Origin of the sequence: Aeromonas allosaccharophila (assembly GCF_000819685.1) — a bacterium.
GTDB classification, from domain to species: Bacteria; Pseudomonadota; Gammaproteobacteria; order Enterobacterales; family Aeromonadaceae; genus Aeromonas; species Aeromonas allosaccharophila.
The window spans coordinates 82,617-104,208 of the sequence record NZ_CDBR01000062.1 but is presented as its reverse complement, the minus strand read 5'-3'; the positions used below and the strand labels follow the sequence as shown (position 1 = coordinate 104,208).

22 protein-coding genes are annotated in these 21,592 nt (G+C 57.1%); 15 read left to right on the top strand and 7 right to left on the bottom strand.

All coding sequences use genetic code 11. The features are described 5' to 3' along the window. Positions 1-272: 272 nt before the first annotated feature. Entirely contained in the window at positions 273-2,084 is a 1,812-nt protein-coding gene (typA, locus tag BN1115_RS12060) for a translational GTPase TypA (RefSeq protein ID WP_042062420.1), read from the top strand. 250 nt (positions 2,085-2,334) lie between these two features. On the opposite strand, the gene BN1115_RS12055 is transcribed toward typA, so the two are convergent. The 5 genes from BN1115_RS12055 to def all read right to left on the bottom strand — a co-directional run bounded on the left by BN1115_RS12055 (position 2,335) and on the right by def (position 8,152). Continuing rightward, complete coding sequence (locus BN1115_RS12055; protein ID WP_042657333.1) at positions 2,335-3,777, bottom strand: TrkH family potassium uptake protein; 1,443 nt, start codon at positions 3,775-3,777, stop codon at positions 2,335-2,337. Between the two features lie 96 nt (positions 3,778-3,873). Continuing rightward, positions 3,874-5,250, bottom strand: a complete 1,377-nt coding sequence (gene trkA / locus BN1115_RS12050; protein WP_042062417.1) for a Trk system potassium transporter TrkA — start codon at positions 5,248-5,250, stop codon at positions 3,874-3,876. A 79-nt stretch (positions 5,251-5,329) separates the two neighbouring features. Beyond that, positions 5,330-6,622, bottom strand: a complete 1,293-nt coding sequence (rsmB, locus tag BN1115_RS12045) for a 16S rRNA (cytosine(967)-C(5))-methyltransferase RsmB (protein WP_042657332.1) — start codon at positions 6,620-6,622, stop codon at positions 5,330-5,332. A gap of 60 nt (positions 6,623-6,682) precedes the next feature. Then, positions 6,683-7,627, bottom strand: coding sequence for a methionyl-tRNA formyltransferase (fmt, locus tag BN1115_RS12040; RefSeq protein WP_042657331.1), 945 nt, complete (start codon positions 7,625-7,627; stop codon positions 6,683-6,685). A 12-nt stretch (positions 7,628-7,639) separates the two neighbouring features. Then, complete coding sequence (gene def / locus BN1115_RS12035) at positions 7,640-8,152, bottom strand: peptide deformylase (RefSeq protein WP_042062412.1); 513 nt, start codon at positions 8,150-8,152, stop codon at positions 7,640-7,642. 108 nt (positions 8,153-8,260) lie between these two features. Here def and BN1115_RS12030 point away from each other — a divergent pair, with 108 nt between their 5' ends. From BN1115_RS12030 to spfP, 10 genes are all read left to right on the top strand, one after another. Then, a complete protein-coding gene (locus BN1115_RS12030; RefSeq protein WP_042657330.1) occupies positions 8,261-9,352 on the top strand; it encodes a LysM peptidoglycan-binding domain-containing protein in 1,092 nt (363 codons plus the stop codon). 1 nt (position 9,353) lies between these two features. Beyond that, positions 9,354-10,469, top strand: coding sequence for a DNA-processing protein DprA (dprA, locus tag BN1115_RS12025; RefSeq protein ID WP_042657329.1), 1,116 nt, complete (start codon positions 9,354-9,356; stop codon positions 10,467-10,469). Beyond that, positions 10,462-10,935, top strand: a complete 474-nt coding sequence (locus tag BN1115_RS12020; protein WP_042657328.1) for a DUF494 family protein — start codon at positions 10,462-10,464, stop codon at positions 10,933-10,935. Before dprA ends, BN1115_RS12020 begins: the two co-directional genes overlap by 8 nt. Before the next feature lie 55 nt (positions 10,936-10,990). Further along, positions 10,991-11,548: a DNA topoisomerase family protein gene (locus tag BN1115_RS12015; protein ID WP_042657327.1), complete on the top strand. Its 558-nt coding sequence runs from the start codon at positions 10,991-10,993 to the stop codon at positions 11,546-11,548. Between the two features lie 74 nt (positions 11,549-11,622). Continuing rightward, positions 11,623-12,126, top strand: a complete 504-nt coding sequence (gene purE / locus BN1115_RS12010; protein ID WP_005339704.1) for a 5-(carboxyamino)imidazole ribonucleotide mutase — start codon at positions 11,623-11,625, stop codon at positions 12,124-12,126. A gap of 133 nt (positions 12,127-12,259) precedes the next feature. Continuing rightward, a complete protein-coding gene (gene tsaC, locus BN1115_RS12005; RefSeq protein WP_019445779.1) occupies positions 12,260-12,820 on the top strand; it encodes an L-threonylcarbamoyladenylate synthase type 1 TsaC in 561 nt (186 codons plus the stop codon). A 112-nt stretch (positions 12,821-12,932) separates the two neighbouring features. After that, positions 12,933-13,841, top strand: coding sequence for an oxygen-dependent coproporphyrinogen oxidase (gene hemF / locus BN1115_RS12000; protein ID WP_042657326.1), 909 nt, complete (start codon positions 12,933-12,935; stop codon positions 13,839-13,841). Positions 13,842-13,944: 103 nt separating this feature from the next. Continuing rightward, positions 13,945-14,766 carry a shikimate dehydrogenase gene (aroE, locus tag BN1115_RS11995; protein WP_042657325.1) on the top strand — a complete coding sequence of 274 codons (822 nt, stop codon included), beginning with the start codon at positions 13,945-13,947 and terminating at the stop codon, positions 14,764-14,766. Further along, positions 14,763-15,023, top strand: a complete 261-nt coding sequence (locus BN1115_RS11990) for a DUF1488 family protein (protein ID WP_005341944.1) — start codon at positions 14,763-14,765, stop codon at positions 15,021-15,023. Before aroE ends, BN1115_RS11990 begins: the two co-directional genes overlap by 4 nt. Positions 15,024-15,266: 243 nt before the next feature. Beyond that, complete coding sequence (spfP, locus tag BN1115_RS23000) at positions 15,267-15,314, top strand: small protein SpfP (RefSeq protein ID WP_462101308.1); 48 nt, start codon at positions 15,267-15,269, stop codon at positions 15,312-15,314. 485 nt (positions 15,315-15,799) lie between these two features. On the opposite strand, the gene yihA is transcribed toward spfP, so the two are convergent. Then, the gene (yihA, locus tag BN1115_RS11985) at positions 15,800-16,456 is read right to left on the bottom strand and encodes a ribosome biogenesis GTP-binding protein YihA/YsxC (RefSeq protein WP_042657324.1); all 657 of its coding nucleotides are present in this window, start codon (positions 16,454-16,456) and stop codon (positions 15,800-15,802) included. A gap of 142 nt (positions 16,457-16,598) precedes the next feature. Between yihA and BN1115_RS11980 the strand changes: the two genes are divergently transcribed. The 4 genes from BN1115_RS11980 (at position 16,599) to hemN (ending at position 20,513) form a co-directional block, all read left to right on the top strand. Beyond that, on the top strand, positions 16,599-17,216 hold the full coding sequence (locus BN1115_RS11980) for a c-type cytochrome (protein ID WP_042657323.1): 618 nt from the start codon (positions 16,599-16,601) through the stop codon (positions 17,214-17,216). Positions 17,217-18,068: 852 nt separating this feature from the next. Next, positions 18,069-18,656, top strand: a complete 588-nt coding sequence (gene yihI / locus BN1115_RS11975; RefSeq protein ID WP_042063757.1) for a Der GTPase-activating protein YihI — start codon at positions 18,069-18,071, stop codon at positions 18,654-18,656. An 11-nt stretch (positions 18,657-18,667) separates the two neighbouring features. Further along, complete coding sequence (locus tag BN1115_RS11970) at positions 18,668-19,108, top strand: DUF2489 domain-containing protein (RefSeq protein WP_042657322.1); 441 nt, start codon at positions 18,668-18,670, stop codon at positions 19,106-19,108. A gap of 31 nt (positions 19,109-19,139) precedes the next feature. After that, positions 19,140-20,513 (top strand): oxygen-independent coproporphyrinogen III oxidase, encoded by a 1,374-nt coding sequence (hemN, locus tag BN1115_RS11965; protein WP_042657321.1) that lies wholly within the window; start codon positions 19,140-19,142, stop codon positions 20,511-20,513. Positions 20,514-21,223: 710 nt separating this feature from the next. On the opposite strand, the gene BN1115_RS11960 is transcribed toward hemN, so the two are convergent. After that, positions 21,224-21,592, bottom strand: a complete 369-nt coding sequence (locus BN1115_RS11960) for a hypothetical protein (RefSeq protein WP_042657320.1) — start codon at positions 21,590-21,592, stop codon at positions 21,224-21,226.

The window sequence follows — 21,592 nt, the reverse complement described above, 5'->3', positions numbered from 1 at the left end:
GACAGCTTGATTTCAGGGCAATCCCGCTGATGAGGCTCCCCAAAATCAGGCGTTCTCGACTCATGTTGCATCAATTTAGTGCAGTGGTGGATCGTTTTGGTGCGCTGTAATGGTGCGCAAAATACGGCCACCGCCCATCTAAGCAGGGTTTGTCAGGGAGGTCTATGATCCAGATCCGTTGTTGTGCGCGAATGTACTGCAATTCTGCTAGGCAGATCACAAAGGCGAGAGTACAATTAGCGCCCAATTTTACCCGGTGATTTGAGGCGAGAATGTTAGAGAATTTACGCAATATTGCGATTATTGCGCACGTTGACCACGGCAAAACGACTCTGGTTGATAAGCTGCTGCAGCAATCCGGTACTCTGGATCGCACCAGCGAAGGTCAGGAACGGATCATGGACTCCAATGATCTGGAACGGGAACGTGGCATCACCATTCTCGCCAAGAACACTGCGATCCGCTGGAACGACTACCGCATCAACATCGTTGATACCCCGGGTCACGCCGACTTCGGTGGTGAAGTTGAGCGCGTACTGTCCATGGTTGACTCCGTGCTGCTGCTGGTTGACGCCGTAGATGGCCCGATGCCGCAAACCCGTTTCGTGACCCAGAAAGCGTTCGCTCAGGGTCTGAAGCCGATCGTGGTCATCAACAAGATCGACCGTCCGGGTGCTCGTCCTGACTGGGTAATGGATCAGGTATTCGACCTGTTCGACAACCTGGGCGCGACTGACGAACAGCTGGATTTCAAAGTTGTTTACGCCTCTGCACTGAACGGTTGGGCCACCATGGATCAGGACGTCGAGTCCGAGAACATGGAGCCGCTGTTCCAGGCTATCGTTGACAACGTAGAAGCCCCGGCGGCGGATGCCGACGGTGGTTTCCAGATGCAGATTTCCCAGCTGGACTACAACTCCTACGTCGGCGTTATCGGTATCGGCCGTATCACCCGTGGTCGCGTCAAGACCAACCAGCAAGTCACCATCGTTGGTGCTGACGGCAAAACCCGTAACGGTAAAGTCGGCCAGGTGCTGGGTTACCTGGGCCTGTCCCGTACTGAAGTTACCGACGCGCAAGCGGGTGACATCATCGCCATCACCGGTCTGGGCGAGCTGAAAATCTCCGACACCATCTGTGACAACGGTGCTGTTGAAGCCCTGCCGCCGCTCTCCGTTGACGAGCCGACCGTGAACATGACCTTCCAGGTCAACACCTCACCGTTCGCCGGTAAAGAAGGCAAGTTCGTGACCTCCCGTAACATTCTGGAGCGTCTGAACCAGGAGCTGGTCCACAACGTGGCCCTGCGCGTGGAAGAGACTGATGATCCGGACAAGTTCCGCGTATCCGGTCGTGGTGAGCTGCACCTCTCCATCCTGATCGAAAACATGCGTCGCGAAGGTTACGAACTGGCTGTGTCTCGTCCGGAAGTAATCCTGCGTACCGTTGACGGCGTTCTGCAAGAACCGTTCGAAACCGTAACCGTGGACGTTGAAGAAGCGCACCAGGGTTCCGTGATGGAGCAACTGGGTCTGCGTAAAGGCGAAATGACCAACATGACGCCGGATGGCAAGGGTCGTGTCCGTCTTGACTTCATGATCCCGAGCCGTGGCCTGATTGGCTTCCAGACCGAGTTCATGACCATGACCTCCGGTACCGGTCTGCTGTACCACACCTTCGACCATTACGGTCCGCACAAGGGTGGCAGCATCGGCGAGCGTCAGAACGGCGTGCTGATCTCCAACGCAACCGGTAAGGCCCTGACTTACGCCCTGTTCGGTCTGCAAGACCGCGGTCGTCTGTTCATCGGTCACGCGACCGAAGTGTACGAAGGCCAGGTGATCGGTATTCACTCCCGTTCCAACGACCTGACTGTTAACTGCCTGAAGGGCAAACAGCTGACCAACATGCGTGCCTCCGGTACCGACGAAGCCCAAGTGCTGACTCCGCCGATCCGCATGACTCTGGAACAGGCTCTCGAGTTCATCGACAACGATGAACTGGTAGAAGTGACTCCGAAGAACATCCGTATCCGCAAGAAATTGCTGACCGAGATGGACCGCAAGCGCTCCGGCCGTGGTTAATGCCATGCGCTGAGTCTCGGTAGCCCTCGCGGCTGCTGACGGTTCACTGATAAACGGACCCAAACCTCTGGTTTGGGTCCGTTTTTTTATGCTTGTGATCCGCTCTGGCCATCTAGGTGAGGTCGTTCAGGCCATCCGGCAATGGGTGATGAGTGGGCTGATAAGCGCTGAGCAAAGTCGTGAGAATGCTTGAGATAAAAAAGCCGCAGCGGGTGAACGCGGCGGCTTTTTGCTGACATGCAGTAAGGGGTTACTGGCGCCAGAAGGAGGGGAAGAAGAGCACGGCGACCGTCAGGATCTCCAGCCGTCCCAGCAGCATGCCAAACGACAACAGCCACTTGGCTGATTCCGGCAGGCTGGCAAAGTTGGTGCTGGGGCCAACCACCGGGCCCATGCCCGGGCCGACGTTGGCGACGGCGGTGATGGAGCTGGAGATGGAGGTGAGGGGGTCGAGCCCGATGGCGGCCAGCAGCGCGGCGATCACCAGAATGATGGCGAAGTAGGCCAGCACGAAGGAGATCATCGAGCGGATGATGGCGTCATTGACCGTCCGGCCGTTGTATTTCTGCGGGAATACGGCGGAGGGGTGCATCAGCTGACGCATCTGCTTTCTGAACAGGGCAAACGCCACCTGTACCCGGAAGATCTTCAGACCACCCGCAGTGGAGCCTGAGCAGGCACCGAGTGCCAGCAGCACGATGAAGACGATGCTGGCGAGCGGGCCCCAGGTGCCGAAGTCACCGAGACCGAAGCCGGTGGTGGTGAGTACCGAGACGATGTTGAAGCAGCTGATGCGCAGGGCATCCATAAAGCTGAACAGATCCCGCTGCCACAGATAGAGGGTCATGATGGCGGTGACCCACACCACCAGCCAGAAGAAGCCGCGCACCTGGGCATCCTTGAACAGGCTGTAGTCCCTGTGGTTGAGGCTCTGCACATAGAGCAGGAAGGGCAGGCCGCCAAGGAACATGAACAGGGTGCCAATCCAGTGTGCCGAGTTGGAGAAGTGGGACATGGATTGATCGGAGGTGGAGTAACCGCCGGTACTGAGGGTGGTCATGGCGTGGTTGATCGCCTCGAACATGTTCATGCCACTGGCCCAGTAGGCCATGAAGCAGAGCATGGAGAGCACCAGATAGACCACGACGATGTTGTTGGCGACCGTCTTGGCCCGCGGCGCGCTTTTGTCTGACCAGTCCGAGCTCTCGGTCTGGAACAGCTTCATACCGCCGACGTTGAGGTAGGGCAGTACGGCAACCGCCATCACGATAAAGCCGACCCCGCCCAGCCACTGCAGGATGGAGCGCCACAACAGGATGCTGTGGGCCATGTTGTCGAGGCCGGAGAGCACGGTGGAGCCCGTGGTGGTGACCCCCGACATGGTCTCGAAGTAGGCGTCGGTAAAGTTGATGTGGGTGATGAAGACAAAGGGCAGCGCGCCGAAGGCACAGGCCACTACCCAGACCGAGGTGGTGAGCAGGAACATCTCCCGCACCCCCAGATGAAACTCCGCCTTGCGGCCGTAGTGGAGGCAGAGAAGGGCGGCGCCGTGGGTGATCAGCACGGACTTGAGAAACTCGACAAATCCCTCTGACCCGGTGAGCAGTGCCAGCAAGGTGGGCAGCCACATGAAGAGCGCCAGCTTGGAGAGCACCAGCCCCAGGGTGAAGATAATGGGACGCAGCTTGATCATGTTCGATAACCTGGTCGTTGATTAACAAAAGACCCGGACCATCCCCTTGGAGGAGCTGAGCCGGGTCTGGTTTGACAGCCTGTGCGCATGAAGACGTTACAGGAAGAAGGGGCTGGGCTGGAACAGCCGCTCCACTTCCGGGATGTACTTCTTGTCCACCAGGAACATGACCACGTGGTCATCCTGCTGGATCTTGGTGCGATCGTGAGCGATCAGTACCTCATCCCCGCGCACCACGGCACCGATGGTGGTGCCCGGCGGCAGCTTGAGTTCGCCCACCGTCTTGCCGACCACCTTGGAGGTGTTCTCGTCGCCGTGGGCGATCGCCTCGATCGCCTCGGCCGCACCGCGGCGCAGGCTGTAGACGTTGGCGATATCGGCCCGGCGCACGTGGGTCAACAGCGCCGAGATGGTGGCCTGCTGCGGCGAGATGGCGATATCGATGGAGCCACCCTGCACCAGATCCACGTAGGCGCCGCGCTGGATCAGCACCATGGTCTTCTTGGCGCCCATCTTCTTGGCGAGCAGCGCCGACATGATGTTGGCCTCGTCCTCGTTGGTCACGGCGATGAAGACGTCGATCTGATCGATGTGCTCCTCGGCCAGCAACTCCTGATCCGCCGCATCGCCGCAGAAGACAATAGTGTTCTCCAGCAGTTCGGAGAGCTGCTCCGCCCGCTTCTGGTTGCGCTCGATAAGCTTGACGCTGTAACGCTTCTCCAGCTGGCGGGCGAGGCCTGCGCCAATGTTGCCACCGCCGACGATCATGATGCGGCGGTAAGGGCTCTCGAGGCGCTGCAGCTCCGACATCACGGCGCGGATATGGCCCGCGGCGGCGACGAAGAACACCTCGTCATCCGCTTCGATGATGGTGGTCCCTTGCGGACGGATCGGACGGCCCTGACGGAAGATGGCTGCAACCCGGGTTTCGATGTTGGGCATGTGCTCGCGCAGGGTGGAGAGGGCATTGCCTACCAGCGGGCCACCGTAGTAGGCCTTGACCGCGACCAGACCGACACGACCACCTGCAAAATCAACTACCTGCAGGGCGCCCGGATATTCGATCAAACGACGCACATAGTCGGTCACCAGCTGCTCCGGCGCGATCAGGTGATCTACCGGCACCGATTCCGGCAGGAACAGGCGATCCCGCTCGGTCAGATAGGCGGGCGAGCGGATCCGCGCCACCTTGTTCGGGGTGTTGAACAGGGAGTAGGCGACCTGACAGGCGATCATGTTGGTCTCGTCACTGTTGGTGACGGCGACCAGCATGTCGGCATCCTGGGCCCCCGCTTCGCGCAGCACCCTGGGGTGGGCGCCGTGACCGTTGACCACCCGCAGGTCAAACTTGTCCTGCAGCTCGCGCAGCCGTTCGCTGTCGGTATCGACGATGGTGATGTCGTTGTTCTCCCCGGCCAGGTTCTCGGCCAGGGTGCCGCCGACCTGGCCGGCTCCCAAAATGATGATCTTCATAGGGAACGTCTACTCACGTTGATGCAGTAAAGGGGCGTGCCGCCAGCATGGCGGCCACCCCGGGAGAAGCTGGCCAGACTCACAGCTTGAACAGTTTGGCGTAGTAGAAGCCATCCATCTCGGCTTCACCCGGCAGGAACTGGCGACCCGGGCAGTCCGGGGTGTCCTGTTCGTGCAATGGCACCAATTTGGCATCTTTGGTCGCCGCAAGGAAGGCGCGGATCTGCTCGCGGTTCTCTTCCGGCAATACGGAGCAGGTGGCGTAAAGCAGGGTGCCGCCGCTCTTCAGCTTGCCCCAGAGGGCATTGAGAATGCGGCGCTGCAGTTCGGCCAGCTCGCGAATGTCCTGATCCCGGCGCAACCACTTGATGTCGGGGTGGCGACGGATCACGCCGGTGGCGGAGCAGGGAGCATCCAGCAGAATGCGATCGAACTGACCCTCCGGCCACCACTGTTCCGGTGCCGCCGCATCGCCGTGGATCACTTTGGCATTCAGGCCGATGCGGTCCAGGTTTTCCTGCACCCGCTTGAGGCGGTTCTCGTCGGCATCGACGGCGACTACGCCGGCCAGCTTGGGTTGACGCTCCAGCAAGTGGGCGGTCTTGCCGCCAGGGGCGGCGCAGGCATCCAGCACCCACTCGCCCGGTTGCGGGTCGAGCAGCGCCGCAGCCTGTTGTGCTGCTCCGTCCTGTACCGAGCAGTCACCGACCTCGAAGCCGGGCAGCTTGGTCACGTCGCAAGGACGCTCCAGCAGGATGCAATCCTCGCCCTCTTCACCGGCCACGGCATTGATGCCGACGTCGGCCATGCGGGCCAGCATGGCATCGCGGCTCTGGCGCTGGCTATTGTTGCGGATCCACATGGGGGGGCGCTGGTTGTTCGCCTCCATGATGAATTCCCACTCATCGTGATAGGCCTGACGCAGGCGCTTGGTGAGCCACTCAGGATGACCGAGGCGAATGCTGGGGACGCGGTCGATGCGCAGCAGAATGACTTCGGCGCTGCGCTGGAAGTTGCGCAGCACGCCGTTGATGAGGCCACGCAGGGAGGTACCCTTGAGCAGTTTGACGGCGTTGACGGTCTCGGCCACTGCGGCGTGAGCCGGAATGCGGGTGTAGATGAGCTGATAGAGACCGATCAGGATGAGGTAGTGGAAAATGCGGCTCTTGTTCTTGAGCGGCTTGTCCATCATCTCGTTGACTGCCGCATCGAGGCGGGGCAGCCAGCGCAGGGTGCCGTAGCAGAGTTCTTGCAGGAGAGCGCGATCGCGAGGCGCGACCTTCTCCTGGGCAGCAGGCAGAACAGCGGAGAGGGATTGACCCTGATCCAGCACCTGTTGAATAACGAGAGCGGCCTGTGCACGTGTTTTCATAGAGTTACCTTAGATGCGCAAGTCGGGGCCTGGGCCCCGCTTGTGTCAATTCAATCCAGTTCAATTCAATTGCGTGCCGGGTTCAAACCAGTCGCGGCGAGAGTTGAGCAGATCCGAAACGGACATGGCCTTCTTGCCGGGCGGTTGCAGGGTCAGCAGGCGCAGTACCCCTTTGCCGGTGGCGATGTCGATCCCCTGCTTGTCGGCCTTGAGCAGGGTGCCGGCGGGCTGGCCGTGGTCACTGTCCACCACTGCGGCTTGCCATACCTTGATCGTCTGGTCAGCCACTTCAAACCAGCTGATTGGCCAGGGGTTGAACGAGCGGATGCAGCGTTCAATGGCAACAGCCTCCATCGACCAGTCGATGCGGGCCTCTTCCTTGGAGAGCTTTTCGGCGTAGTTTGCCTGCGCATCATCTTGCGCTTCGGCAGCGGTTTCACCGGCGGCCATGGCATTGATGGTGTCGACCAGTGCCTGCGGGCCCAGCTCGGCCAGCTTGTCATAGAGGCTGGCGGAGGTGTCATCGGCGGCGATGGGGCAGCTCACCTTGCGGATCATGGCGCCGGTATCCAGCCCCACATCCATCTGCATGATGGTGACGCCGGTTTCGCTATCGCCCGCCCAGATGGCGCGCTGGATCGGCGCCGCGCCGCGCCAGCGGGGCAGCAGGGAGCCATGGACGTTGATGCAGCCCAGACGCGGGGTATCGAGCACCACCTTGGGCAGGATCAGGCCATAGGCCACGACGACCATCAGGTCGGCACCCAGAGCAGCCAGCTCGGCTTGCGCCTCTTCTTTGCGCAGGGTTGCCGGTTGATAGACCGGCAGATTGTGGGTCAGGGCCAGCTCTTTGACCGGGCTGGCAGTGAGCTTCTGACCACGACCGGCTGGTTTGTCCGGCTGGGTATAGACGGCAACGACCTCGTGGTCGGAAGACAACAACGCCGCCAAGTGACGGGCGGCGAAGTCGGGAGTACCGGCAAAAATCAGTTTCAGCTTATTCAATGGGGCAGATCCTCAGAGGACTTTGCGATCTTCACGGGCCATCTTTTCCAGCTTCTGGCGAATGCGCTGGCGCTTGAGCGGGGACAGGTAATCCACGAACAACTTGCCGACCAGATGATCCATCTCATGCTGGATGCAGATGGCGAGCAGATCGTCGGCTTCCAGCTCGAACGGCTTGCCGTTGCGATCCAGCGCGCGGATTTTGACCTGTTCGGCGCGCGGCACCAGAGCACGACTGCCGGGCACGGAGAGGCAACCCTCTTCGATGCCGGTGCTGCCGCACTGCTCGATGATCTCCGGATTGATCAATACCAGAGGATCTTCACGGTTTTCAGAGACATCGATCACTATGATGCGTTGATGAACGTCGACCTGAGTCGCGGCCAGGCCAATGCCTTCCTCCGCATACATGGTTTCGAACATATCATCTACAATCTGTTGTAACTCGGGTGTAAAGGTCTCGACAGGGGCTGCGACAGTGCGCAGGCGTTCATCGGGAAAACGCAATACATCTAGAATGGCCATAGTTTTTTCTTTAGTTTCGTATAAATGCAGTCAATATTGGCGTAATTCTAGTCATTTACGCCGACAAAAAACAGCAACACTTTGCGTGCAGAAGTAACAGGGAGTGTTATGTATCTGAAGCAAACCATCCTCGCCTGCCTGCTGGTGACCGCGAGCCACTCCGCTCTGGCCGACCAGCTGAGGCTAAAAGCGGGCTATCCCGAAAGCTATGTGGTGCAAAAAGGCGACACCCTGTGGGATATCTCCGGCAAGTATCTCTCCGAGCCCTGGCTGTGGCCCCGGCTCTGGAACATCAATCCGCAGATTGCCAATCCTCACTGGATCTACCCCGGTGATGTGCTGCACCTGAGCTGGGTCAATGGTGAACCCCGGCTCGGCAAGGCGATGCAGGGGGGCAAGCAGGTCATCCGTCTCGGTCCGAAAACCCGTTACGAGAACAAGGCCAACCCCATTCCGACCCTGCCCATCAGCGAGATCGGCCCCTTCTTGCAAACCGACCATATTCTGGCAGACAGCCAGCAGCAGAAAACCCTGCCTTATCTGCTGGGCTCGGACCAGAAACATATCGGCATGTTGGAGGGGGACACTCTCTATGTTCAGGGCTCCCTGACGCCTGGCCAGATGTATGGCATCTATCACCCGGGGGTGGTCTACAAAGATCGTGAAACCGGTGAACAACTTGGCCAGGAGGCCATCTTTGCCGGTGTGGTACGGGCTGTGGCGCGTCTTGATGGTGACCGGACCGAAGTGACGCTGACTCATAATCAGCGGGAGGTGCTGCAGGGCGACAAGGTGATGCCGCTGCCCGCTCAGGAGAACATGCCCGCCGTCTTCACGCCGAAGGCGGCACCCGCTATCACGCCGGGTTATATCATCGACTTGCCGAACAAGACCCGGGGCGGTGGCAAGTTTGATGTGGTGCTGATCAACCGGGGTGGTCGTGATCAACTGGTCGCCGGGGATGTGCTGGATGTCAGGCGGCCCGGTGCTGCCTTGGTGACCAAAAATGGCGATGTGCAGTACAAGGAACTCTCATCGGTCTACAACAAGGTGTTTTACAGCAGCAATAAGAAGGCACCACTGCCTTCCGAAGCGATTGCCCGCGTCATGTTGTTCAAGGTGTATGACAAGGTGAGTTACGGTCTCATCATGCAGAGTAACGATATGGTGAGTTCGGGTTATCAGGTCACTCACTTCTGACGTGAGCTACCCCGACGAGCGTCTGGCGCTCTGGTTAACCCTTGATGCGGTTACCGGTATCGGTCCGGTGACCGCAACCCGCCTGCTGGAGCGGGTCGGGGGACGCATTGATGCCCTGTTCCAGTGCGATGAAGCGCAACTGCATGGTATAGGGCTATCGTCAGAGCAGATCAAGCAACTGCGTTGGCCCTCGCCGCTTGTTGAGCAGAGCCTGGCTTGGGCCGCTTTGCCTGGCAACGTCCTTATTCCGCAAGATCACCCGGTTTACCCCTCTTTGCTGCGGGAGATCCCTGCTGCCCCCTTATTGCTCTACTGTCGTGGTGATCTCGCCGCCTTGTCACTGCCTCAGCTGGCGATGGTGGGGACGCGCCATCCCACCTACGCAGGCAAGGATAATGCTTCCCGTCTCTGTAGCGAGCTGGTTGGGTGCGGGTTGGCCATTACTTCGGGCCTTGCGCTTGGTATCGATGGCGTCTGCCATCAGCAGGCGCTGGCTGCCGGCGGTATCACCCTTGCCGTGTTGGGATCGGGGCTCGACAGTCTCTATCCCAAACGCCATCAGGGGCTGGCTGGCCAGATTCTGGAAACGGGTGGTTTGCTTATCTCCGAGCTGGCGCCTGACAAAGGGCCGTTGGCTGAACATTTTCCGCGTCGCAACCGTATTATCAGTGGTCTGTCGCTGGGAACCCTAGTGGTGGAGGCGACCGAGCAGAGCGGTTCGCTGATCACCGCCCGCTATGCGCTGGAGCAGGGGCGCGACGTGTTTGCGGTTCCTGGCGCCCCGCAAAATGCCCAGGCGATAGGGTGCAACAGATTAATTCAGCAGGGAGCCAAACTTGTGCTGAATGCGGCCGATATAGTGGAAGAGCTGCCAGAGTGGGTCTCACGGCCACATCCGTCGGTTACATCATCTGAGCAACCGCATAATAGCGAATTGCCTTATGCCGATTTGTTGGATAACGTAGATTATGAGACCACGAGCGTGGATACCGTCGCCGAGCGGGCCCAGCTTCCTGTCGAAGTGGTATTGGGCAGGTTGGTAGAGCTGGAGCTGGCCGGTGCAGTGATGGCGGTAGCCGGTGGATACGTCAGAGCGAGGAGGGCGAATCATGTTTGATGTATTGATGTACCTTTTCGAGACCTACATCCACAGCGATGCAGATGTGATGGTCGAGCAGGATGAGCTCACCGACGAGCTGAGCCGGGCCGGTTTCGATAAAGCCGAAATCGACAAGGCGCTCGATTGGCTGGAGCGACTGGCCAATCTGCACGATAGCGAGCGGGAGGTCTATGTCACCGCCAGCGCGCAAGGCTCGATGCGTATCTATGCCCCGCAAGAGCTGGCACGCCTCAGCACCGAGTGCCGCGGCTTCCTGCTCTTTCTGGAGCAGGCTCAGGTGCTGAATGCCGAAACCCGCGAGATCTGTATCGAGCGCCTGCTCGATCTGGACAAGCCGGATATCGAGCTGGATGACCTGAAGTGGGTCGTCATGATGGTGCTGTTCAACGTACCGGGCAGTGAAAATGCCTACCAGCAGATGGAAGAGCTGGTGTTTGATGAGTCAGACGGCGTCATCCACTGACAGTCCGGTGCCGCGCTGGTAGAATTCAGACCATCTGGATTTTAAGGCGCGGCCCATGTCAAAAATCGATCATCACCTCTTTTCAGCCCACGAACATGCCTTCGAGCGCGAGCCGTGCCCGCAGTGCGGGGCCGAGCTGGTGATCCGCCAGGGCAAACATGGTCCCTTTCTCGGCTGCTCTGCTTACCCTGCCTGTGATTACATTCGTTCCCTGACGCCATCTGGCCGCGACATCGAAAAGGTGCTCGAAGGCTCTGCCTGTCCCGATTGCGGACAGCCGCTGGCGATCAAGAAGGGGCGTTACGGTCTGTTTGTCGGTTGCACTCAGTATCCGGCCTGTGAGCATATCGAATCCCTGCAGGAGAGCGACGATACCCAGATCCTCTGCCCCGAGTGCGGCAAGGGTCATCTGGTGGGCCGCACCTCCCGCTACGGCAAGCAGTTTTACTCCTGTGATGGCTATCCCCATTGTAAATATGTGGTGAACGACAAGCCGATCCCCATGCCTTGTCCCGCGTGTGGCTGGGGCATCATGATCGAGAAAAAAGTGAGGGGAACGCTGCGTTGGGTCTGTCCGCAAAAGAAATGCGGCCACCAAAGTGAGCAGGTATAATCCCGCCGCCGCAACCGGATTGAAACGTTTTCGGCGAACTTCAACCCCCCACTTGGAGTAAGGAAATTCCCACCATGAATAAACCCTTTGTTGCCGTATTGATGGGCTCTGATTCTGATTTCCCCGTGATGCAGACCACCCTTGAGGTGCTCAAGTCATTTGATATCGCAGTGGAAGTCAAAGTCACCTCCGCGCACCGCACGCCAGCTGCGACCCATCAGTATGTGACCGATGCCGAGGCCCGTGGCTGCAAGGTCTTTATCTGTGCTGCCGGTCTGGCGGCGCATCTGGCGGGTGCCGTAGCCGGCATCACGACTCGTCCTGTGATCGGGGTGCCCATCGATGGTGGCCCGCTCAAGGGGCTGGATGCACTGCTCTCCACCGTGCAGATGCCGGGTGGTGTACCAGTGGCGACCGTGGCGATCGGCAAGGCCGGTGCCAAGAACGCGGGTTATCTGGCAGCCCAGATGCTGGCAGTAGCCGATGATGAACTGGCGGCCAAGGTTCGGGCCGAACGCCAGAAGAATGCCGAAGAGGTGATGGCTAAGGATGCTGCCCTGCAGGCTCAACTCAAGTAAGTGAACGGGTGGCGATCCGGAAGTGTCATATTTTCTATGCTACAGCAGCATGTCACTTCGCCATGGTCGCCGCCATACGAATTCAACTTGCTACCAAGTGACGAGGCGGCAGCCTGGCTGCCGCATTTTTCCTATGCCAAATGAATTTGAACAGGCAGTTGCCGCCCTCCAGCAGGAAGGGGTGATTGCTTATGCGACTGAGGCCGTGTTTGGTCTGGGTTGTGATCCCGACTCCGAAGTGGCGGTGCAGCGACTGCTGGCCATCAAACAGCGTCCGGTAGAGAAGGGGTTGATCCTGATTGCTGCCGATTTGGCGCAATTGCAGGATTACATCGATCTGAGCCAACTTAGCGGTGAACAACTGGCTCGGGTTGAAGCCAGCTGGCCCGGTCCTTTTACCTGGATCATGCCTGCCCGTGCAACGACGCCGGCCTGGCTGACCGGGCAGTTCGAGACCCTGGCGGTACGCGTGACGGCTCATCCTCAGGTGCAGGCGTTGTGCCGCGCTTTTGGCAAGCCGCTGGTCTCTACCAGCGCCAACCTGACCGGCGAGGAGCCTGCCCGTCGGGTGGCCGATATCGGTGAGCGGTTGGCCAGCAAGCTGGCCTATATCCTGCCCGGTGAAGTGGGTGGTCAAGCCAACCCCTCCGAGATCAAGGACGCCCGAACCGGCGCCATTATTCGCCCCTCCTGAGCAGGCGGATACGTCATGATTTGCTATCAATCCGCTGAGCGGTGAGCTCATCGGATTGATTTAACTATTAAAATGGACAGGGCGTTCACGATCCTGCCTGACTGGAGACAAGATGAGCAAACCGGATGTGGCCCAGGTCAAGGCCTTCCTGTTGCAGTTGCAGGACGAGATCTGCCGTGGTCTGGAGCAGGCCGACGGTGCCGGACACTTTGTGGAAGATGCCTGGAGCCGTGAAGGCGGTGGTGGTGGTCGCACCCGCGTGCTGCGCCACGGCGCGGTGATCGAGCAGGGGGGCGTCAACTTCTCCCATGTCTATGGCGATGCCATGCCTGCCTCTGCTACAGCCCATCGGCCCGAGTTGGCCGGCCGCAAGTTCGAGGCGATGGGGGTGTCGCTGGTGATCCATCCGCACAACCCCTATGTACCGACCAGCCACGCGAACGTCCGTTTCTTCATCGCCGAGAAGGAAGGCGAAGAGCCGATCTGGTGGTTTGGCGGTGGCTTCGATTTGACGCCCTTCTACCCGTTTGCTGAGGATGTGCAGCACTGGCATCAGGTCTCCCGTGATCTCTGCCAGCCCTTTGGTGATGAGATCTACCCCGAGTTCAAATCCTGGTGCGATCGCTACTTCTTCCTCAAGCATCGTAATGAGACACGGGGGGTGGGCGGCCTCTTCTTCGACGATCTGAATCGCTGGCCTTTTGCTGACTGCTTCGCCTTTATGCAGGCGGTCGGTCGGGGTTATCTCGATGCCTACCTGCCGATCATCGAACGACGCAAGGCACTGCCCTATGGCGAGCGGGAGCGGGAGTTCCAGCTCTATCGTCGCGGTCGTTATGTGGAGTTCAATCTGGTGTATGACCGGGGCACCCTGTTCGGGCTGCAGACTGGTGGACGTACCGAGTCGATCCTGATGTCGATGCCACCGCTGGCACGTTGGGAGTATGACTGGCAGCCGGAAGCGGGCACTCCTGAAGCCTTGCTCTACACCGACTATCTCACGCCGCGAGAGTGGCTGTGACCCGAGGGGCCATGATGGCCCCTTTTTGCTGGCCGATATTCGGCTTGTTCCCGAGTGCGAAAACCCGTTAAATCGGAATATTGCCCTCTGATGGAACTCTTTGATGGATCGTTATCTGGTTTTTGGCCACCCGGTGCGCCACAGCAAGTCCCCCTTCATTCATACCCTGTTTGCCAGACAAACCCAGCAAGAGCTGGAGTATGGGCTGGCTGAACCCGCCGTCGACGAGTTTGCCCACACCCTGCGGGCCTTCTTTGCCCAAGGGGGCAAGGGGTGCAATGTCACCGTCCCCTTCAAGGAGCAGGCATTCACTCTGGTCGATCGGTTGAGCCCGAGGGCCAAGCGGGCGGGCGCGGTCAATACCATCAAGCTGACCGATGATGGCGTGCTGCTGGGGGATAACACCGATGGCGCCGGTCTGGTTGCCGATCTCAAGTCCCACGGTGTGACGCTGGCGGATAGCCGGATCCTGCTGCTAGGGGCCGGCGGGGCGGCTCGCGGTGCATTGGCGCCGTTGCTGGCAGAGCTGCCGAGCGAGCTGGTGATCGCCAACCGCACGCACACCAAAGCGCAGCAGCTGGCTGCTGAATTCCACGATCTGGGGCCCGTGACCGCCCAGACCTATGAGCAGCTGGCAGGGCCGTTCGATCTCGTCATCAACTCTACCTCCGCCAGCCTGCAAGGGGAGCTGCCGCCGTTGGCTCCCGCCCTGATCCACACCGATATTGCCATCTACGACATGATGTATGGCTCATCGGATACGGCGTTTATTAGTTGGGCCAAACAGCAGGGAGCCCGCCAAACCATGGATGGACTCGGCATGCTGGTGGAACAGGCCGCCGAAGCGTTTACCGTGTGGCGCGGAATTCGTCCTGGGACTAAACAGGTATTGAGAGAGTTGAAGCGTAACTTGGGGGTGATATGAACCAGGGTATTCTGTTTCCCGATCTGATGGAGTGGCAGGCTGGCGAACAGCGGGTTCGCTTTCCCGCCCAGCAGATGGGGGCACTGATAGATTGTTACATCAGCCAGCGGCGACTGGAGAAAATGACCGGTCTGGTGCTGACGAGGGAGGATGACATCGTCAGAGCCTTCGAAAGCGTGCGTTTTGATATTGAAGACATGGCTGAAAAACTCATTGAAGAACAAGAGTTTGCTGAAGATGGCGCTATCTATCTCTGATTTTTCAAAGTTTTTTTGTTTTGTAGCGGAACTACTTGGAAATAGCGCTGACTAACTAGATAGTTGAGGAAGTGCTAGCTAGTCACCTTTATAACTCCCCGGTATTCGTACTGGGGATTTTTTTATCTGCATGAAAGTAAAAGATTTTTTCTTAATCTGTAAGTTGTGAAACTAAATTACATAAATTACTTTCACTTTTTGCTGCTTTGCTGTACAGTTGTCTGCGTAGGGTACAGAGGTAAGATGTTCTATCTTTCAGACCTTTTATTTCACGTAATTGAATGTGGCTGAATAGCTGCCCCGATGAGGTTCTCGTCGGGGTGTTTTTTTATGCGCGCCATTTAGAGTAAATGCTTTAAATTGGCGATGCATTTGATAGAATGAGGTTGCTTCTTGAGGAATACCTGTCGTCTGGTACTCAAGATTCAGCTTCTTCCCAATTTTTTGAACTTATTATTTCAGGCTGGATGGCATCACTGTCGTCCGGCCTCATTTTTATCCCTCTCGGTTAGATCTTGTAATTAAATTTCATTTTGGTCTCTTTCTGTAATTCTTGTTCGTTTTGAAAGAACAGATTTGAAAACGCTATCAACGCATCATTAAGTTAATTCCCACCAGGAATTAACGATCTATCTATATGAACTGTAAGCGGTAATGGATATAACTGGGGAGACGAGTGCGGGGTATTAGTCGTGAGGCAGGTGAAAGCGGCAATCTGAAACCCTTTCAATCAGCGGAGGAGTGCTCCGCCAATTGCAAGGAAAGCGAGGAGTGGATTACTCCTCGACAGGTTGCTGTTCGTCAGCGTCCAGCAGGTCGGTATCGTCACCACTGACGTACCATTCGGTCAGGGTTTGCGCCAGCTTCTCCACACCGATGTTGGTGAGGGAGGAGAACGCTTCAACCTGGATCTGGGAACCAAGGTTGGCAACAGCCTGGCGCACCTTGATCACCTGGTTGTTGCGCGGACCCGGGCTCAGTTTGTCGGCCTTGGTCAGCAACAGCATAACGGGCAACTGACGGTGTGAGCTCCACTCCAGCATGTTCATGTCGGTATCTTTGAGCGGATGGCGGATGTCCATCAGGATCACCAGACCTTTCAATGACTCACGGCGCTGCAGATACTCTGCCAGTGACTTTTGCCACTTGAGCTTCATTTCCAGCGGAACTTGCGCATAACCATAACCCGGCAAGTCGACAAGACGCTTGCCCGGTTCCAGCTCAAACAGGTTGATCAGCTGGGTACGACCGGGTGTCTTACTGGTACGCGCCAGGTTCTTGTGTTTGGTTAAGGTGTTCAATGCAGATGACTTACCGGCGTTGGAACGGCCGGCAAACGCGATCTCGACACCCCCATCATTTGGCAGGTGACGGATGTCGGGTGCGCTGGTCACAAAATGCACCTTATTGAAATTCAGAGTTTGTGTATCCAACGTAAATTCCCCATGGAGATAGAGGGTTATAGAGTTACTTTTTTGTAAAATGGTGTAAAATAGCGTCGCTTAAACGCGTTTATTTTAACATGCCTTCAGCGGCATGGGATCTGGAAGCCTAATAACGAAAAGTTGGAACGCCATGAAGAACCTAGTCATTACTCTTGCTCTGATGGTTGGCGTAACGGGGATGGCACAAGCCAAGGGCGATGCCGCTGCGGGACAGACCAAGGCTGCCGTTTGTGCGGCTTGTCATGGACCGGACGGAAACAGCCTGGTTGATATGTACCCCAAAATTGCTGGTCAGCACGCATCATATATCAAAAAGCAGTTAGTTGAACTGAAGGCTGCCGCTTCTGGTCAAATTGGCCGGGTTGCGCCAGTGATGGGGCCGATGGCGTTACCTTTGTCGGAACAGGACATGGATGACCTGGCGGCTTACTTCTCCGGCCTGAAGGTTAGCCCGATCGCGGTCCCTGACGATGTGGTCGACGCAGGCAAGGCACTCTACATGGGCGGTGACATGAGTCGCGGTCTGGCAGCTTGTACGGCTTGCCATGGTCCCCGTGGTTCGGGTGTCGAACAGGCGAAGTATCCAAGCCTGTCCGGCCAGCATCCTGCCTATATCAAGGCTCAGCTCACCGCATTCCGTGCCGGGACACGTGACAACGATCCGAATGGCATGATGCGGGATGTTGCCAAGAAACTGACTGATCAGGATATCGAAGCCCTCTCCAAATATGTGGCGGGTCTGCACTGATATAGTCGATACGGTCGATACGGTCGATTCGAGTTGAAACGGGGAGCCTTTGCTCCCCGTTGTTTTTATGGTTTTCAGATAATTCTCGGTTTAATCCCCCCGTTCTGTAAGAGATCTCCCATTCACAAGGCAGGCCAAGGCTCATAAAATTGCATAAAATATTAAATATCCATTATTTATCAATTAATTATGTGAATATTGATATTTTTCGAGATGTTGAGAATTTTTGGGGTGGATTGAGCCGTTTTATAGAGTTGATACAGTAGGCTCAATGGATTCACCCACGGATTGGGTGGCGGTTTCACAACAGGATGTTGTGAGCAGAGGATGGCTGGCGTGGCGGGATGCCATGGGCTCGCATGAGCTGGCAAGGGATGTGAAGTATCAGGATGGTGACCATCTCCGGAGCGGGATGGGGTTGCGGGATGCAGACTCCCCGGCACGATGGCAGGATGCGGTCGCGACGCGACGGGTCAAACAGGCACACGCACATTCAGGAACGACCAATACAAGGTCAGGATGACCACACAACGATATGCTGCGGCGACAAGTTGTCACGGAGAGGACGAAACAGACTGTTTTGCCATTCAGGATGGCGCTCGCATGAACATATCAAGGCAGCTTCGGCTGCCTTTTTTCTTTTGGGTCATTAACCCGATTAGCCATTCTGTGTCAAAATACCAGCAACATGCCCAGAGGATACCGATCCTGCGGTGTTCAGTGGCCTGATTAGGCCGGATTGGTGCCGGATCCTGCTTTTGTTCCAGCCTTACTGTTCCTCGCATCGTATCCCACCGGGTGAGATCATCCCGGGTACGGGTCAATCCAGTTATTTTTCGGAGTTAGCCATTCATGTCTGCCAAACAACCCACTCGCAAGCCTACTGGCAAGCGCAAAGAATCTGATGTCAGTGCTCAGGAAGGTCGTGAGCGTAAACGGGCTGCCAAGCGCAAGGGCCTGAAGGCTGGTTCTCGTCAGCAAGTTGAACAATCGAACAACAAGTCTGGCAACAGCCAGTCCAAAGATCCGCGTATCGGTTCTCGCAAGCCGGTGGTACTGGTGGTGGATGACAAACAGAAAAAGCCGGCAGCACCCAAGGCAGTGAAAGAGAAGAAGCTGGTGATGACCCCCGAGCAGGAGCTGGCTTCCATCGAAAATGATGACCGCTTGAATGATCTGCTGGATCGTCTTGATGCCGGTGAAACCCTGGAAGCGGCCGAGCAGGCCTGGGTTGATCAGCGCGTCGACCGTTATCAGGAGCTGATGGATGAGCTGGGCATCATCGATAACGACGATGATGAAGATGACGAGCTGCCGTTTGATGATGGCGATGACGCCGAGTTCGACGAGCAAAAACCGGCCTCCGAAGAGGAGTTGTGGGATCGTTTCAACCAGGTCGATTTCAAGCCGGAACCCAAGCCTGAGCCGAAGAAAAAGTGATGAGTGGATGGATGCTGGCCGCCCTGTTGGGCGGCCTGATTTTGTCAGGGTTGGCAATCTATGCAGGCATGCTGCTGGCCAGACTAAGACGGCAGCAAGCGATGCAGTGGCAGGCGATAACTGCTCGCAATGAACGAATTCTGGAGAGCGTGCGGGTCATTGCCCATGCGGTGCAGGAGGGGCAGTGCGATTACTCCGAAGGCGCCATTCGGCTGACCCATCTGCTGGATGCGTTGCAGATCAAGGATGGGCGGGCGTTCGCTGCCGAGTTCCCGGGTCTGTACGGGCTGTATGAGAAGGTGAAAGATATGCCGACTCATGAGGCCAGACGCGCACTTAAACGCAATGAAGTGATGAAGATGGATCTCGAACGCAGCGGCTATGAGGCCGAGCTGGAAGCTCAGATCCTCAAGGATGTGGCCCAATTGAAGGATTTTCAGTTAGGTCGGTGAGCCAACAATAACAACAAGAGAGGAAGCGAGCGTGCAAGCAGAACAGATTGTGTGGGATCAGGCCCTGATCGAAAAATATAACTACAGTGGCCCGCGATACACCTCTTATCCCACTGCGCTGGAGTTCAACGAGAGCTTCGGTTATCCGGATTTTGTCCGCGCTGCCGGCCAGTATCCCGAGCGCAATCTGTCGCTCTACGTGCATATCCCTTTCTGTCACAAGCTCTGCTACTACTGCGGCTGCAACAAGGTCATTACCCGCCATCAGCACAAGGCTGACGAGTACCTCGACTACCTGGAGCAGGAGATCAAGGCGCAGGCCCCGCTCTTCAAGCATCGTCTGGTCACCCAGCTGCACTGGGGCGGCGGTACACCCACCTATCTGGACGAAGCGCAAACGCGCCGCCTGATGGCCATGCTGCGTGAGCACTTCCATTTCGCCGAAGAGGGGGAGTTCAGCATTGAGGTCGATCCGCGCGAGATCGCCATTACCATGCTGGATGTGCTGCGAGAAGTCGGCTTCAACCGCATCAGCCTTGGGGTGCAGGACTTCAACAAGGATGTGCAGGTCGCAGTCAACCGCGAGCAGGACAACGACTTTATTAGAGCCATGTTGGAACGGGCTCGTGAGCTTGGCTTCCGCTCGACCAACCTCGACCTTATCTATGGCCTGCCGCATCAGGATCGTGCCAGCTTCCACCATACGCTGGAAGAGGTGCTCAAGACCGATCCGGCGCGCCTCTCCATCTTCAACTATGCCCATCTGCCGAGTCGCTTCGCCGCCCAGCGCAAGTTGAAAGAGGTGGATATGCCAGCTCCGCAGGAGAAGCTGGCCATGTTGCAGGACACTATCGCCTTCCTGACCGGTCGTGGTTACCAGTTCATCGGCATGGACCATTTTGCCAAACCCGATGACGAGCTGGCGGTCGCACAACGCGAGGGCAAGCTGCACCGCAACTTCCAGGGTTATACCACCCAGGGTGATTGCGATCTGCTGGGACTGGGGGTCTCTTCCATCAGCATGATCGGTGATGCCTATTCCCAGAATCAGAAAGAGCTCAAGGCCTATTACGCACAGGTTGCAGAGCTGGGGCATGCCCAGTGGAAAGGCTGCTCGCTCAATCAGGATGATCTGGTCCGTCGTGAGGTGATCAAGCGACTCATCTGTGATTTTCGCCTGAACTTTGCCGCTGTCGAGCAGGCGCACGGACTCATTTTCAGAGAGTATTTTGCCGACGATCTCAAGCTGCTGCAGACCTTCATCAACGATGGGCTGGTGCGCATGACGGAGGATGGCCTGGAGGTCTCCTCCACGGGGCAGCTGCTGATCCGCAATATCTGCATGTGCTTCGACGTGTACCTGCGCAACAAGGCACGCCAGCAGCAGTTCTCTCGCGTGATATAAGCTGTGTCTGTCGATCAGAAAACAGAAAGGGGCGCCATCGTGGCGCCCCTTTCATATGTATTTTTGCTTAAGCAGCGGGTCTGGAAGGTTCTGGCAATAAGGCAAGTAATCGGGCCGTAAAACGCAGATAAAAAGATGGGGGCGACTTGCGTCGCCCCCGGTAGTCGTATCGCTCATATCCTTGAACGAAGTTGCTCCCTGCAATCCCTGACTGTTTACCTCTTCCTTTAGGTTTCCCCTTCCCAATCCTTTGGGGTGTCCTTTAGCCATCTTGGCCTGACGAGTCATCCTGTCCCGTCGCACTTTCTCCGTCCTGGGAGGTGTCCTTTACCACATCCTGTGGTGAGTCCATTTGCCCAACCCTGGCAGCCAGTCTTCCTGACCGACTTCATTGCGTCCGTGCATGAGTAACTATAAGGATTTTCTTACCGGCTACAACGTCAGATTGGAAAACGTTTTTGTCATTAGCTTTTCCGAAAGCGGTGTGTTTCGACTTATTCATTTATAAACATGATGTTAAGTGTTTCACCTTCATATTTTAAGATCCTGTCTTCCGATTATCTCGAGTATCTTTTCGGCTTTTGGCTTACATATGGAATGGCAGATCTCTTACACGACTTTTTGGTTACTTTGGAAACAGATTCTGCAGTCTGATGATGGTCATTCGGGATGGGTTGGCGAGGCACCAAAAGAGCGACTGAATGGAGAAATTATGAGCGCTGGTTGAGTCGCTCATAAATGGTCTGGCGCTCTTCCGGGGTGAGCGAAGAGAAGTAGTGGGTAAAGAGGCGCAGCAACAGGGATTTGTTCATGCCATCTTGCTGGGTCAGATTGCCCAGCTCGTCGATGGCCGTCGTACTCATGGAGAAGGTGGCCTTTTTGTAACTAGGTCTCAGGTGCTCGCCACTCTCGATAAAGGCCAGCGCCGACAGGGCTTCATCACGATGCAGGCTCAGTTCAAGGCTGACCACCTTGGGTTTTCCCTTGGCGTAGAACTCTGCATCTTCGATAAATTCGTCGACGGTGAACTTCTTCTGGTGATGCAGCTGGTGCTTTTTCTTCAGATCGGCCAGACCCAT

Bases quoted from the DNA above. Each gene is read 5' to 3' on its own strand.
- typA (WP_042062420.1), top strand. From the start codon at position 273: ATGTTAGAGAATTTACGCAATATTGCGATTATTGCGCACGTTGACCAC.
- BN1115_RS12055 (WP_042657333.1), bottom strand. From the start codon at position 3,777: ATGATCAAGCTGCGTCCCATTATCTTCACCCTGGGGCTGGTGCTCTCC.
- trkA (WP_042062417.1), bottom strand. From the start codon at position 5,250: ATGAAGATCATCATTTTGGGAGCCGGCCAGGTCGGCGGCACCCTGGCC.
- rsmB (WP_042657332.1), bottom strand. From the start codon at position 6,622: ATGAAAACACGTGCACAGGCCGCTCTCGTTATTCAACAGGTGCTGGAT.
- def (WP_042062412.1), bottom strand. From the start codon at position 8,152: ATGGCCATTCTAGATGTATTGCGTTTTCCCGATGAACGCCTGCGCACT.
- BN1115_RS12030 (WP_042657330.1), top strand. From the start codon at position 8,261: ATGTATCTGAAGCAAACCATCCTCGCCTGCCTGCTGGTGACCGCGAGC.
- BN1115_RS12020 (WP_042657328.1), top strand. From the start codon at position 10,462: ATGTTTGATGTATTGATGTACCTTTTCGAGACCTACATCCACAGCGAT.
- BN1115_RS12015 (WP_042657327.1), top strand. From the start codon at position 10,991: ATGTCAAAAATCGATCATCACCTCTTTTCAGCCCACGAACATGCCTTC.
- purE (WP_005339704.1), top strand. From the start codon at position 11,623: ATGAATAAACCCTTTGTTGCCGTATTGATGGGCTCTGATTCTGATTTC.
- tsaC (WP_019445779.1), top strand. From the start codon at position 12,260: ATGCCAAATGAATTTGAACAGGCAGTTGCCGCCCTCCAGCAGGAAGGG.
- hemF (WP_042657326.1), top strand. From the start codon at position 12,933: ATGAGCAAACCGGATGTGGCCCAGGTCAAGGCCTTCCTGTTGCAGTTG.
- aroE (WP_042657325.1), top strand. From the start codon at position 13,945: ATGGATCGTTATCTGGTTTTTGGCCACCCGGTGCGCCACAGCAAGTCC.
- BN1115_RS11990 (WP_005341944.1), top strand. From the start codon at position 14,763: ATGAACCAGGGTATTCTGTTTCCCGATCTGATGGAGTGGCAGGCTGGC.
- BN1115_RS11980 (WP_042657323.1), top strand. From the start codon at position 16,599: ATGAAGAACCTAGTCATTACTCTTGCTCTGATGGTTGGCGTAACGGGG.
- yihI (WP_042063757.1), top strand. From the start codon at position 18,069: ATGTCTGCCAAACAACCCACTCGCAAGCCTACTGGCAAGCGCAAAGAA.
- BN1115_RS11970 (WP_042657322.1), top strand. From the start codon at position 18,668: ATGCTGGCCGCCCTGTTGGGCGGCCTGATTTTGTCAGGGTTGGCAATC.
- BN1115_RS11960 (WP_042657320.1), bottom strand. From the start codon at position 21,592: ATGGGTCTGGCCGATCTGAAGAAAAAGCACCAGCTGCATCACCAGAAG.